Annotated in this window: 16 protein-coding genes; 8 read left to right on the top strand and 8 right to left on the bottom strand. The window is 74.6% G+C overall.

Annotation, left to right across the window (positions count from 1 at the left end):
* On the bottom strand, window positions 1-1288 hold a 1288-nt coding region (locus WD794_05720; GenBank protein ID MEX2289810.1), incomplete at its 3' end, for a DNA-binding protein.
* A 54-nt stretch (window positions 1289-1342) separates the two neighbouring features.
* Between WD794_05720 and WD794_05715 the strand changes: the two genes are divergently transcribed.
* Together WD794_05715 and WD794_05710 are read left to right on the top strand one after the other, a co-directional pair.
* On the top strand, window positions 1343-1570 hold the full coding sequence (locus tag WD794_05715) for a hypothetical protein (protein ID MEX2289809.1): 228 nt from the start codon (window positions 1343-1345) through the stop codon (window positions 1568-1570).
* A 20-nt stretch (window positions 1571-1590) separates the two neighbouring features.
* Entirely contained in the window at window positions 1591-2460 is an 870-nt protein-coding gene (locus tag WD794_05710) for an ATP-dependent sacrificial sulfur transferase LarE (protein ID MEX2289808.1), read from the top strand.
* On the opposite strand, the gene WD794_05705 is transcribed toward WD794_05710, so the two are convergent.
* Together WD794_05705 and WD794_05700 are read right to left on the bottom strand one after the other, a co-directional pair.
* Window positions 2422-2664, bottom strand: coding sequence for a hypothetical protein (locus WD794_05705; GenBank protein ID MEX2289807.1), 243 nt, complete (start codon window positions 2662-2664; stop codon window positions 2422-2424). The genes WD794_05710 and WD794_05705 overlap by 39 nt on opposite strands.
* A complete protein-coding gene (locus WD794_05700) occupies window positions 2661-3953 on the bottom strand; it encodes an alpha/beta hydrolase (GenBank protein ID MEX2289806.1) in 1293 nt (430 codons plus the stop codon). The genes WD794_05705 and WD794_05700 overlap by 4 nt, the downstream gene beginning before the upstream one ends.
* Before the next feature lie 109 nt (window positions 3954-4062).
* On the opposite strand from WD794_05700, the gene WD794_05695 reads away from it, so the two are divergent.
* The gene (locus tag WD794_05695; GenBank protein ID MEX2289805.1) at window positions 4063-4446 is read left to right on the top strand and encodes a cold shock domain-containing protein; all 384 of its coding nucleotides are present in this window, start codon (window positions 4063-4065) and stop codon (window positions 4444-4446) included.
* Window positions 4447-4465: 19 nt separating this feature from the next.
* On the opposite strand, the gene WD794_05690 is transcribed toward WD794_05695, so the two are convergent.
* The gene (locus tag WD794_05690) at window positions 4466-4927 is read right to left on the bottom strand and encodes a hypothetical protein (GenBank protein ID MEX2289804.1); all 462 of its coding nucleotides are present in this window, start codon (window positions 4925-4927) and stop codon (window positions 4466-4468) included.
* A gap of 205 nt (window positions 4928-5132) precedes the next feature.
* On the opposite strand from WD794_05690, the gene WD794_05685 reads away from it, so the two are divergent.
* Window positions 5133-5990: a DUF3027 domain-containing protein gene (locus tag WD794_05685; protein MEX2289803.1), complete on the top strand. Its 858-nt coding sequence runs from the start codon at window positions 5133-5135 to the stop codon at window positions 5988-5990.
* Between the two features lie 11 nt (window positions 5991-6001).
* Window positions 6002-7318: a hypothetical protein gene (locus WD794_05680; GenBank protein MEX2289802.1), complete on the top strand. Its 1317-nt coding sequence runs from the start codon at window positions 6002-6004 to the stop codon at window positions 7316-7318.
* Between the two features lie 27 nt (window positions 7319-7345).
* Here the strand turns inward: WD794_05680 and WD794_05675 are convergent, their stop codons facing one another.
* The 4 genes from WD794_05675 to WD794_05660 form a co-directional block, all read right to left on the bottom strand.
* Complete coding sequence (locus tag WD794_05675) at window positions 7346-7936, bottom strand: DUF998 domain-containing protein (GenBank protein MEX2289801.1); 591 nt, start codon at window positions 7934-7936, stop codon at window positions 7346-7348.
* A 540-nt stretch (window positions 7937-8476) separates the two neighbouring features.
* Entirely contained in the window at window positions 8477-8701 is a 225-nt protein-coding gene (locus WD794_05670; GenBank protein ID MEX2289800.1) for a GMC oxidoreductase, read from the bottom strand.
* Window positions 8658-8822, bottom strand: coding sequence for a hypothetical protein (locus tag WD794_05665; protein MEX2289799.1), 165 nt, complete (start codon window positions 8820-8822; stop codon window positions 8658-8660). The genes WD794_05670 and WD794_05665 overlap by 44 nt, the downstream gene beginning before the upstream one ends.
* Window positions 8823-8943: 121 nt before the next feature.
* On the bottom strand, window positions 8944-9195 hold the full coding sequence (locus tag WD794_05660) for a hypothetical protein (protein ID MEX2289798.1): 252 nt from the start codon (window positions 9193-9195) through the stop codon (window positions 8944-8946).
* Window positions 9196-9241: 46 nt separating this feature from the next.
* Between WD794_05660 and WD794_05655 the strand changes: the two genes are divergently transcribed.
* Genes WD794_05655 through WD794_05645 form a run of 3 tightly spaced genes read left to right on the top strand, consistent with a single transcriptional unit; the run spans window position 9242 to window position 12548 of the window.
* On the top strand, window positions 9242-10711 hold the full coding sequence (locus WD794_05655; protein MEX2289797.1) for an NCS2 family permease: 1470 nt from the start codon (window positions 9242-9244) through the stop codon (window positions 10709-10711).
* A 44-nt stretch (window positions 10712-10755) separates the two neighbouring features.
* Window positions 10756-11184: a MarR family transcriptional regulator gene (locus tag WD794_05650; protein MEX2289796.1), complete on the top strand. Its 429-nt coding sequence runs from the start codon at window positions 10756-10758 to the stop codon at window positions 11182-11184.
* A gap of 8 nt (window positions 11185-11192) precedes the next feature.
* Window positions 11193-12548 carry an MFS transporter gene (locus WD794_05645; GenBank protein ID MEX2289795.1) on the top strand — a complete coding sequence of 452 codons (1356 nt, stop codon included), beginning with the start codon at window positions 11193-11195 and terminating at the stop codon, window positions 12546-12548.
* The last annotated feature ends 126 nt before the right edge of the window (window positions 12549-12674 follow it).

Here is a 12674-nt window from a genome sequence, read left to right as displayed (position 1 = left end):
CCCCCCCGGGGGGGGGGGGGGGGCCGGTGCCGGGCGCGAGCGTCCCGAGCAGCTCCAGGACCCGCCGGCGCTCCGCGGGGACGCCCGGCCGTTCCAGCTCCGGCCCGAGCGGCGCGAGCACCTTGTCGCGGTCGTCGCGCTCCCCGGCCAGCCCGGCCAGCCGGGGCATCGCCAGCCAGGCGCTCACCAGCGCCGTCCAGCGCGCTTCGGGCGGTGCGGCCAGCCAGCCGTCGAAGGCCGTCGTGGGAACCCATTCGGGTTCGGCACCGGGGGTCGCGTCGAGCAGCCCGGCAGCCGCGGCGACCTCGACGAGCAGCGCCACCGTACGTTCCGGCAGGTCGAGCTCCTTCGCGCTGCGCTTGAGGTCACGCACTCCGAGCCCGCCGGCGCGCAGCACCGACGGCGGGTTGGCCGCCCAGGACTCGAGCAGCGCCTCGAGCTTGGCCACCGCCTCGGCGGCGCTGCGCGCGGCGGTCGGATCCGTGCCGGTGGTGGCGGCGGCCGCGAGGGGCGGCGGTTCGGGTGACAGGGCTCCGAGCGCGCGCCCGCCGCGGACGAGCAGCCCGACCTCGCGAGGTAGCTCGACGGTGTCGTTGTCGACGGCCACGAGCAGCCCGCGGGCGAGCAGCCAGCGGACCGGGGAGCCGGCTGCGCCGGGCAGGCTGCGCCGGCGGGCGTCCTTGACCTGTCCGAGCGGCGGGCCGGCTGCCAGTGTGTCGAGCACCCGCCGCTCCTCCTCGCCGCACGACGCGAGCAGGGAGCCGAGCCGTGCCCGGTCGTCGAACAGCTCGCAGATCCCGCCGGACCCGGACACCCCGAGCGTCGCTGCGACGGCGGCGAGATCCGCGGGCTGCAGCCGCGCCAGCAGGGTCGCGACCGGCCGCCCGAGGCCGGCGGCAGCCGGCGCGACCACCTCCCGGACCGGGCCCACGACGTGCAGGGCCGAGAGCGGGCCCCACAGCAGCGCGAGGCCCTGCAGCCGTGCGAGCCCACGCTCGACCTGCGCGTCCGTGGCAGCCGCACCGACCAGGCTTTCCAGGGCGCCGTACGACGTGGGGTTCTCGCTGCCGGAGGCCAGCACCAGGCCGTCGAGCAGCGCCAGGGTGAAGGCGTCGAGCTGCTCGAGCGCCCGCAGCACCGACAGTCGTACGGCGGCACGCGCCGCCAGCACACCGACGTCGGGCGGGACCGGGACGGCCAGGTCGGGACGGGCCACCAGGAGAGCCGCGAGGCGCTCGTCGGGCCAGCTGCGCAGCCAGTCCGCCAGGCTGCGGGCAGCGGAGTCCATCCGGTCCAGGCTAGTCGCCGGTGTCACGCCCGGCAGGTCGGGAAGGTCGACGGCATGACGAACCCGGACGACGACCTGCTGGTCACCTCCGAAGGCGTGGACGAGGGGTCGGCCGCCTCGGGCGCCGAGGATGCCGGCTCCGGCGGCGCGCCGCGCGCGGGCGCACGGACGGCGCCGCCCGCAGCTCCGGCGGAGGCGCCGGTCGACACCGACTCCGCCGAGTCGCGCCGGGCCCGTACGCGCAGCGGGACGGGACAGCAACTGGAGGCGGGGGAGGGCTGAGCCGCCGTACTGTGCCGGGCGTGCGACCGACCGACTCCGCCCGACCGGACTCCGCCGACCCACAGCTGGACGCGCGGCTCGGTGCCCTCGAGGCGACCCTGCGACCGCTGGACGGGCTGCTCGTCGCGTTCTCGGGCGGCGCCGACTCGGCCTTCCTGCTGGCCGCCGCGGTCCGGGTGCTCGGTGTCGACCGGGTGGTCGCCGCGACCGCCGTCAGCCCCTCACTGGCCGCCGCCGAGCTGCCGGCGGCTCGCACGTTCGCGGCCTCGCTGGGGGTGCGGCACGTGACACCGGGCACCGACGAGCTCGCGCGGGAGGGCTATGCCGCCAACGGTGCCGACCGCTGCTTCCACTGCAAGGCCACGTTGCTCGACACGCTGCGGCCCCTGGCGGCGCACCTCGGGCTGGCCGCCGTGGCGACCGGCACCAACGCCGACGACGCGGTGGCCGGCTTCCGGCCCGGCCTTCGGGCGGCCGCCGAGCGCGGCGCGGTGACCCCCCTGCTCGACGCCGGGCTGACCAAGGCGCAGGTCCGCGCGGCCTCGCGCCGGTGGGGCCTGGTCACCGCGGACAAGCCGGCGCTGGCCTGCCTGGCGAGCCGGATCGCGTACGGGCTGCAGGTGACGCCCGCAGGCCTGGCGCGGGTGGACCGGGCGGAGCGGGCACTGCGGGACCACCTCGGAACCGTCGTCGACCTGCGTGTGCGCGACCTCGGTGGCGGGGCGGCGCGGGTCGAGCTGGACGGCGCCGCGTTGGCCCGGTGCGACGAGACCGCGCTGGCGGTCGTGCGCGTCGCGGGCTTCCAGTCCGTGACCGCCCGGGAGTTCCGCTCCGGATCGATGAACGACGTCCTAACGGGCGGACCGGCGGCGGGCGCGGGCGCCCCGTAGCAGCCCCAGCAGGGAAATCCCCAGCCCGACCGGCATCAGTGAGGCGAGCAGCGTCGACCACAGCGGGGCGTCCTCGCGCCCGAGCAGGTAGGGCACCAGGACCGCCAGCACGCCGAGGACGCCCAGGCCGAACAGCAGCGCACCGGCGCGGACCAGCCGCTCCCCGGGCTGGGCCCGGCCCGAGCCGGCGTGTCGGGCGCTCACCGCACCACGACCGCACGCGGCGAGGTCGCGGCCACCGTGCCGCTCCCGCGCCACACCGCCCGCCAGACCGTCGTGCCGCGGGCCGTGGGGGTCCAGGACAGGTCGAAGTACGTGTCGTACGCGCCGCCGCGCAGCGGGGCCAGCCGCGCGGTCCGCCAGGACCCGTCCGGGCGGCGGACCTGCAGGCTGATGCTGCTGCCGGGCTGCCGGGGTCGCACGACCCCCTTCAGCCGCACCGGCTGCCCGGCGCGGGCCTGGCCGCGGGTCGGCAGGTCGAGCGTGACCTGCACGGCCGGGGAGGGATAGGCGGAGGCGAGCTCGGGGGTCAGCGTCGCCGCCAGGAAGCGCAGGCTGGCGGGCCAAGCGACCATCTGGTAGCCGCGGGCGTGCAGGGTGCCCGGCAGTATCTGCACCCGGCTGGGCACCCCGTTGCGGCTGAGGGCAGCGTCCATGACCCACGCCTGCCGCGGGTCGATCTGCTCGTTCTCGCTGCCCAGCGCGAGCGTCGCCGCGTGCCCGGGCGTGATCGCCGCGGCAGGCGAGCCGCTGCGGTAGGCGTCGGGGCAGCCGGTCGGGTCGCAGCCCATCAGATCGCCGACCACCTTGGCCGACAGGGCGCGGTAGGTGCAGCCCGTCGCGGCCGCGCACCCGCCGGAGCTCGGCTGCTGGGTCAGCCCGGCCAGGTCGTTCACGCCGGACCAGGTGACGACCGACCGCAGCGGCTCCCGCCCGGAGCCGGCCTGCCCGAGCAGGGCGGCCAGCTGCCCTCCGGCCGAGTCGCCGATGGCCCCGATCCGGTCGACGTCGATGCCCAGCTCGGTGGCACGGCCGCGGAGCAGCGACAGGGCAGCCCTCGCGTCGTGGAGCTGCGCCGGCCAGGCCGCGGCGGGCGCCAGCCGGTAGTTCAGCGAGACAGCGGTCCAGCCCCGCTCGCGCACCAGCTCGACGGCCTCGCGCTCCCACTCGGTGCTGTCGCCGATCTGCCAGCCCCCGCCGTGCACCAGCAGGACCGTCGGCCGGGGTGGCAGCGGCCCCTGTTCGGGCGTGAACACGTCGACCGTCTGCTGCAGGCCGGCCGAGCCGTACGCCAGCGTCCGTCGTACGACGCCCTCGGCGACGAGGAACGGTTGTTCGAGCGGTGGCGCGAGGCCGGGCGTACGAGAGGGGGCGGGCGCCGGTGACCCGGTGCCGGCCGTCCCGGCGGTGCCGGCCGGCAGGATCCCGACGACGACGAAGGCGCAGGTGAGCAGCCCGACGACCAGGGCGCACCGAGGACGGGCTCGTCGCACGCCGCACCTCCTGCTCGTCTCCGGACGTGCCGAGCGTAGATCTCGAGGGCCGGGCCTCGTGCGGCACGTAACCTGGGACCGTCATGCCCCACCGACCCGACGAGGTTCCGTGCCCACCGGCAAGGTCAAGTTCTACGACAAGGACAAGGGCTTCGGCTTCGTGTCCCGTGACGACGGCGGCGACGTGTTCGTCCCGAAGTCGGCGCTGCCGCCCGGGACCGACGGGCTCGAGGCCGGCGTCCGGGTGGAGTTCGGTGTCGCCGCCGGCAAGCGCGGGGAGCAGGCGCTGGCGCTGGCGATCCTGGACGCCCCGCCCACGCTGGCGGCGGCCCGCCGTGCACCGGAGGAGCTGCAGGGGATGGTCGAGGACCTGATCAAGCTGCTCGAGGCGCGGGTCCAGCCGTCGCTGCGCCGGGGCAAGCACCCGGATCGCGACGCCGGCGCCCGGGTCGCCCAGATCCTGCGGGCGGTCGCGGACGAGCTCGAGGGCTGACCTGCCCTACACGCCTGCCCTACGCGCGCGGGATCAGCTCGAACTGCCACTCGCCGGTCGGCTGCTGGGCCGGGTCCAGCGTCTGGACCACCAGCATCAGCCGACCGCCGGGGGCCAGCCCCGGCGCAGTGAAGCTGAAGTAGTGGTTGTCGACGATGGTCGGCGACGTCTGCGGGCTGTCCGGGGAGTTCGGGTCCACCAGGGTGAGCTGCCAGCTGCGATCGGTCAGCTCCTTGTCCACGTCGACACCGATTTTGTCGCCGGCGCGCACGGACAGCCGGGTCGCCCCCTCGTGGCGGGTGGCGCAGGTGCCGCTGTCGAGGGTGCTGCCCTCGTCGAAGCAGAACGCGACGGCCTCGGCGTAGACGCTTTCGCCACCGCTGACGACGGTCACGAGCGGCGCGGGCTTCTCGCAGGCGGTCAGCGCGGCGAGCGCGAACGTCGCGGAGGCGGCCGCGAGCAGGCGGCGGCGGGCGGTCATCGGTGCTCCGGATCAGGTCGGGGGCGGCGTCTGGGAGACTGCTCCTGTGCCAGGTGTGCGACGCAGGTTGCGGGACGTCGGGAAGAAGGTATCCGGCGTGCTGGCCGGACCACGCGACCAGTCCCCTCGAGGGGCCGGCGACGCGCCGGTCCCGTTGCCGCCGCCCGCCGTGTCCGCCCCCGCCGCTTCCGAGGAGCCTGCTGCCGTGATCAGTGCCGAGACCGACCGGCCGCCGGCGGACGGACTCGACCGCGCCTGCGCCGCGGCCGTTGAGCTGGCCCGGGCCGCCGCCGTGGAGGTCGCCGGGACCGCCGTCGGGGAGCACCTGGGCACGGAGCCCGAGGTCGTCCCGGTCGACGGCGGACGTGTCGTCACGCACTCCTTCGCCAGCACCGATCCCGCCTACAGCGGCTGGCGCTGGGCGGTCACCGTCGCCCGCGCCGAGGACGCGGAGCAGGTCACCGTGGACGAGGTGGTGCTGCTGCCGGGCAGCGGCGCGCTGCTGGCCCCCGCCTGGGTGCCGTGGAGCGAGCGCGTCCAGCCCGGCGACCTCTCGCCCGGGGACCTGCTGCCTCCGAGCAAGGACGACCCGCGGCTCGTCCCGTCGTACGCCGATGTCGACGCCGAGCCGCTGCCGTTCGACCTGCACCGCGAGCTGGGCCTCGGCCGGCCGCGGGTGCTGTCGCTCGAGGGTCGCGCCGACGCCGCCGAGCGCTGGTACGACGGGCCGGCCGGTCCCGACGCCCCGATCGCCAAGGCCGCTCCGGGCCGCTGCGCCGACTGCGGCTTCTTCGCCCCGTTGGCCGGCGGGCTCGGGCGCTTCTTCGGCGTCTGCGCCAACGCTCTGGCCCCTGACGACGGTCGCGTCGTGGCGCTGACGCACGGCTGTGGCGCGCACAGCGAGACCGTCGTCGGCACCGTGGAGTCCAGTTACGCCGGGATGGCCGTCGTGGATGACGAGTTCGAGGTCGTCGAGACCGCCGACGTGCCCGAGGACGCCACCGTGCCGGGCACCGCGGAGTCGCCGCTCGACGAGATCGTCCTGGACCTCGAGAGCTCCTGAGGGACGACCCGGTGGTCGACCTCCCGCCGCTCGGGCTCCGTGTCGGGCACCCGGAGGCCACCCGCCCGTTGCTGCTCCGCCTCGGCATGGTCGACGCCGAGCCGCGGGCGCTGCTGGAGGACCCGCGCGTACGCGCCGCCGTCGAGGCCGCGGCCGACGAGGAGGAGCTGGCCGCGATCGTGGCAGCGGTGCTGTCCCTGGTCGGTGCCGCGGGCCTGCGGCCGGGCGAGCTGCCGTGGCTGGCGACGCTGCCGCTGCCGGACGAGGACGGCGGCTGGCGGCCGGCGGGAGAGCTGTTGCTGCCGGCCGGGCCGCTGGCCCGGCTGGTCGACCGGGACGCCGGCGTCGGGGTGGTGCGTACCGGCGTGGCGCACGAGGACGTGCTGGTGGCGGTGGGAGTGATCCGCGGCTTCGCCACGCTGCTGGTCGAGGACGGCAGCGAGGGCGTCGACGGCCTGGAGGACTGGCTGGCCTCGCTCGGACCGGACGAGGAGCCCGGGGTCGTCGTGCGCGACCTCGACCTCGTCCGCGACGACGCCTGGCCCCAGGCGCTCGAGATTCTCGAGTCGGGCGGGCTGCTCTCGCTGCCCTACGTTCGCTGGTGGCTCGCCGACACCCCGGTGCTGTCCGGCCGTCGGCCGCGCGAGCTGCGGGTGCCCCGGTCCGACCCGCTGCTCGTGGGGCTCTACGAGGACGCGCCCGGCGACCCGCAGCAGGCGATGTTCCTCGGCGCCCGCAGCTCGCTGGTGGAGGTGCTGGCCGACGACCCCGACGACGTGCTGGACCGGCTTGCGTCCGACCGGGCGCTCGGTCGCCGGCAGGTCCGCGCGCTGCACGCGGCACTGGCCAGAGCCGAGGTGCGGCCGCCGGTCGCGGTGCGCGCCGTGCTCGACGGAGAGCTGCAGGTCGTGCCCGCCGAGGATGCCGTGGTCGTCGACCGGCCGGACCTGCTCGCGCGCATCGCGCCGTACGCCGTGGTGCCGGTGCCGCTGGACCTCGCTCGGGCGCTGGCCGGGAGGCTGGACCTGGCGCTGGCGTCGGAGGTCGTGCCCGCGGTCGCTGTCGAGTGCGCCGGGGGACGTCCGTGGGACGCCCCCGGGGCCGACGCCCGGGTGTGCCGCCACGACGTGCTGCGCGTGCACACGGCCGGCGGGCAGCCCGTCGAGGTGGTGTGGGTGCACGAACCAGGTGTCGACCACGTGGTCGGTCCGGAGGGTGAGTCGCGGGCCCTTGCCTGGCGGCTGGGGCACTGGGGAGGGCGGCACGAGATCCTCACCCGGCTGCGCGGAAACGCCTCGGACGCGGAGGCGGACCTGGACGAGGTGTGACGTCCCGCAGCCAGAAGTCCGACGGGCCTATCCGGAGCGCGTGCGCCGGAGCACCCAGACCCCCGCGGCCACGTGCCAGACGTCGACCACGCCGAGCCCCAGGCGCTGCAGGCCGCCGCTGAACCCGAGCAGGCTGACGGTGCCGACCAGGGCGACGACCGAGACCAGCCCGACGCCCTGGGAGGCGGTTGCCGCCCGCCCGTGCCCGCCTCGCCGGAGCGCGCCCGCGGCGACCAGAGGAGTGAGCGCCATGGCGACGTAGCCGACACCGGCCGCGACCGCGTGCAGCGAGTCCTGCAGTGCGACGCCCTCCCGGCTGAGCGGGAGCAGTGCCACCGCCAGGGTGGCCAGCCCGGCGACGGTGACTGTGCGGCCCACAGTCCGGCTGCCGAGTTCGTGCGCCAGCACCCGCGCCCAGACCGGCATCAGCAGGCCGAAGGCGACCAGACCGGTGGTCATGAGGGTCCTCGTCGGCGCTCCCTCGCGGGCCAGCTGGCTGATCGCCTGCCCGATGGGGTCGTAGCCGCTGGTCTGCAGCCCGCCCACCAGCCAGGCGCCCACGAAGGCGACCGGAGCCGCGATCCCGCACAGCGCGCCGACTGTGCGGCTGATGTCCATGGCCAGAGCGTGTCAGGCGCTTTGGGGAACACGTGCGGCGGCTGGTGCCAAGATCAACCGGGCCCTGTGGAAAACCGAAACATGCCGGACAGTGGCAATTTCGCGTAGGACGGGGTTGAGGGCGGGGTGGCCGGCCCGGGTGGCCGATGTCGATGCCCGTAAGCTGCACACCGCACCCAGGACACCGTCCCGGTCTGCAAGCAGAGCCACCACGACCTGCACAACACGGGCCTGACCCTGACGCTCCGGCTCGAGGACGGCCGCTACCTCAACCAGCACGGCTGGACGACGGCCCCTCCGGATAACCACCCACGGCACCGCGGGCTCCCGCGCCGCACCGCCACGCCATGGGACCCGGCGGACCGGCCGAACCGGCGGTCGCAGGAACCAGGTCGGCCACACCGGACAGTCACCGCGACGGGCCCGCACAATATCTCCGCCGACCGCCGAATCTCCGCCGACCGCCTCGTCGCCGCCGTAGTAGGGCAACCCACGCTCCGGCCACGAAGATGCTGTCGCGCGAGTGGTCCGCAGTGCCCTTCAGGCGGCGGGGGCGCTGTCGCGGGTGTTCGGCGCGGACCGGTCGGCGACGACGCGCGCGCCGCTGATGTACTCGGCCGTGCGGTGCGCCAGAGCCATGCAGGTGAGCATGGGGTTCGCACCGGACGCCGTCGGGAACGCGCTGGTGTCGCCGACCCAGACACCGCCGACGTCGTGCAGCTCACCGGTGACCTGCGCCACCGAGGTCGTCGGGTCGGTGCCCATCCGCCTCGCGGGTCCGGCGCCCCTGGCGCTGGAAGCCGAGCATCCCCAGGCCGTTCAGCAGCTGGGCGATACCGGCCCGGTCGACCTCCGGCAGCTGCGTCAGCGCCTGCTCGAGCGCCACGTCGGCGCCGACGGCGGAGCCGGACAGCGCTCAGAAGCCGTGCGGATCGTCCTTGACCTGCAGGGACGGGACCGCCGTGTCCACCAGCGCACGCAGGACCGCACGCTGCCGGACCGTGAGCTCAGCCACCTGCGGCTGGCCGGGTACGGGCGTCGCGGCGCCGTCGGCAGTAGTGGATGCCGTACAGCCCGAGGGCGATCCCGTAGCCGCACATGCCCATCCACCAGGTACGGACCTCGGCGGCGCCGGTCAGCCGCAGGACGACGAGCACGAGCAGACCGAGCGCCCACAGCGTCGTGCCGACCGCCACCAGCTTGACGTCGTCGGTCTCGAGGGGGACAGGGCCGGTACGGCTTCCGCTTCGGCTCGGCACGCCGACACGGTACGCCGCGCGAACCTGCGTCTGGCACCCTCTGCGCATGACCACGCAGGAGAGCGGGACGACGACCCCGCCGCGCAACGGCCTGGACCGCTACTTCAAGATCACCGAGCGCGGGTCGAACGTCCGCACGGAGGTACGCGGGGGGCTCACCACCTTCTTCACGATGGCCTACATCGTGGTGCTCAACCCGCTCATCATCGGCACGGTGCCCGACGCCGACGGGCGCACTCTGGGGATCCCGCAGGTCGCTGCCGTCACCGCGCTGGTCGCCGCCGTCATGACCCTCCTGATGGGGGTGTGGGGCCGCTACCCGTTCGCCATCGCGACCGGGCTCGGGCTCAACGCCTTCGTGACCTTCTCCGTCGCCTCGCAGATGAGTTGGGCGGACGCCATGGGGCTGGTGGTCCTCGAGGGTTTCGTGATCGCCCTCCTGGTCCTCACCGGCTTCCGCACAGCGGTCTTCAACGCGATCCCGCTGGAGCTCAAGACCGCCATCAGTGTGGGCATCGGCCTGTTCATCGCCCTGATCGGCTTCGTCGATGCCGGTTTCGTCCGGCGGATCCCGGACGCGGCGAACACTCCGGTGCCGCTGCAGCTCGGATCGAGCGGCGAACTCACCGGCTGGCCGACCGCGGTCTTCGTGCTCGGGCTGCTCGTCACGGCCGTCCTGGTCGCCCGGAAGACGACCGCAGCGATCCTGATCGGCATCGTGTTCACGACCGTCCTGGCCATCGTGGTCGAGGCGATCTTCGATGTCGGCCCTTCGTTCGTCTCGCCCGAGGAGGTGAACGAGCGCGGCTGGCAGCTCAATGTCCCAGCCCTGCCGGAGTCGGTCGTGGACCTGCCCGACCTGTCGCTGCTCGGCCAGTTCTCGCTGTTCGGCGGCTTCGCCAGGGTGGGCGTCGTGGCCGCCCTGCTGCTCGTGTTCACGCTGATGTTGGCCGACTTCTTCGACACGATGGGGACGGTGGTCGGTGTCGGGCAGGAGGCCGGGCTGCTCGACGAGGAGGGCCGCCTGCCGGGTGCCGACTCGGTGCTGCTCGTGGACTCGCTGGCCGCCATGGCCGGTGGCGCCGCCTCGGCCTCCTCCAACACGACCTACATCGAGTCCGCTGCCGGCGTCGGTGACGGCGCGCGTACCGGACTGGCCAGTGTCGTCACGGGCCTGCTGTTCCTGGTCGCCCTGCTGCTGACACCGCTGGTCACGATCGTGCCGTTCGAGGCTGCGGCACCGGCGCTGGTGGTCGTCGGCTTCCTGCTGCTCACCCAGATCCGCAACATCGACTTCGACGACTACGCGGTCGCGATCCCGGCGTTCCTCACCATCGTGCTCATGCCCTTCACCTACTCGATCACCAACGGCATCGGCGCCGGGTTCATCACCTACGCGTTGCTCAAGGCGACGCAGGGCAAGGCGCGCGAGGTCAGCCCGCTGCTGTGGGTCATCGCGGCGCTGTTCCTCGTCTACTTCGGCATCGGCCCGCTCGAGGCAATCCTGATCGGCTGAACCGCTCAGGGAATCCTTAGCGGCGCGAAGGAGTTGTCGCGGGTATGGCTCCCGTCTCCGACACCGCCCTCGCCAGCACACTGCGCCTGGCCGTCATGCGGCTGGCCCGGCGGATGCGTTCGGAGCGCGCCGACAGCTCGCTGACCCTGTCGCAGCTGGCGGCGCTGGCCACCCTCGAGCGGCACGGCCCGCTGACGCCCAGCGAGCTGGCCGCCGCCGAGCGGGTGCAGCCGCCGTCGATGACCCGGGTGGCGGCCTCGCTGGAGGCCGCCGGGCTGGTGACCCGCACCGGTCACCCCACCGACGGGCGGCAGGTCCTGCTCGCCGCCAGCCCGCAGGGCGTGGCGCTGCTGCGCGAGGACCGGCGCCGCCGTGAGGCGTGGCTGGCCCATCGGCTGCGCGAGCTCGACCCCGCGGACCGCGACATCCTGCGCAGTGCAGCCGCCCTCCTGGACCGGCTGGCCTCGACATGAGTGTGGTCATGAGCCCGGAGCGCGGGCGGCCGGGCGGCGGCACCTTCCGCTCGCTGCGGGTCCGCAACTACCGGCTGTTCGCGGCCGGCCAGGTCGTCAGCCTGTCCGGCACCTGGGCCCAGCGCGTGGCGCAGAGCTGGCTGGTCCTCGAGCTCTCCGGCAACTCCGGGGTGGCCCTCGGCATCGCCACCGCGCTGCAGTTCCTGCCGGTGCTGCTGTTCGGGCTGTACGGCGGAGTCCTGGCCGACCGCTACGACAAACGCATGCTGCTCATCGGTGCGCAGGCGGCCATGGGTGGGCTCGCGCTCGTCCTCGCCGTGCTCGACCTCAGCGGCATCGTGCAGCTGTGGCAGGTCTACGCGCTGGCCTTCGGTCTTGGGCTCGCGTCGGTCGTCGACACGCCCGTCCGGCAGGCGTTCGTGTCGGAGATGGTCGGCTCGGACGACCTGCCCAACGCGGTCAGCCTGAACAGCGCGACGTTCAACTCGGCCCGGATCATCGGGCCGGCGGTCGCGGGGCTGGCGATCGCCGCGGTCGGCACCGGCTGGGTCTTCGCCGCCAACGCGCTGTCCTACGTCGCGGTGCTGCTCGGTCTGCGGGCGATCCGGACCGCCGAGCTCTACCCGTCCCAGCGGCTGACCCGGGCGAAGGGCCAGCTGCGCGAGGGCCTGTCGTACGTCCGCTCCCGGCCGGACCTGCTGGTGCCCATGGTGCTGGTCTTCCTCGTCGGCACCTTCGGGCTGAACTTCGAGATCACCCTGGCGCTGGTGGTCAAGGGCGTCTTCCAACTCGACGCCGGTGCGTACGGGCTGTTGTCGGCCTGCTTCGCCGCCGGGTCGCTGCTCGGTGCCCTGGTCAGTGCCCGTCGCAGGGGGCCACCGCGCCAGCGCACGCTGTTCGCCGGTGCGGGCGCCCTCGGACTGTTGGTGGTCGCCGTCGGGCTGGCGCCGACCTATCCGTCGATGGCCCTGCTGCTCGTGCCCACCGGCACGGTCGCGCTCGTCTTCACGACCTCCGCGAACGCGATCGTCCAGCTCGGCACCGCGCCGCAGGTCCGCGGTCGGGTGATGGCCCTCTACATCCTGGTCTTCGTCGGCGGCAAGCCGATCGGTGGGCCGCTCGTCGGCGCCGTCGCCGAGGCGTTCGGGCCGCGCACCAGCATCGTCGCAGGCGGGATCGTCACCGCCCTGTCAGGAGTCGTCGCCGCCGTCGTCATGACGCGGGTCCGGTCGCTGCGGCTCGAGCCGCACCTGGTGCGCCGCCGGCCGCACGTCCACGTGCGGCGGCTCGACCTCGACGCCGCGCCCGGCGCGCCTCCGGCGGCCGCGCGCCGCCCGGCCGAGCGAGCCGGGCCGGGCGGCTGAGCTCAGGCAGGCGGCGACCAGCAGGAAGACGGGGATCGCGAAGCCGACGAAGAAGGCCTGGACGTACCACCGCTTGCCGCCGAACTCGGTCACGACCGGCGCGACCAGCAGCAGCAGGAGGACGGC

This window comes from Mycobacteriales bacterium, assembly GCA_040902655.1.
In the GTDB taxonomy this organism is placed as follows: Bacteria; Actinomycetota; Actinomycetes; order Mycobacteriales; family SCTD01; genus SCTD01.
The sequence above is the reverse complement of the archived record's forward strand: the minus strand, read 5'-3'. Positions and strand labels throughout refer to the sequence as shown.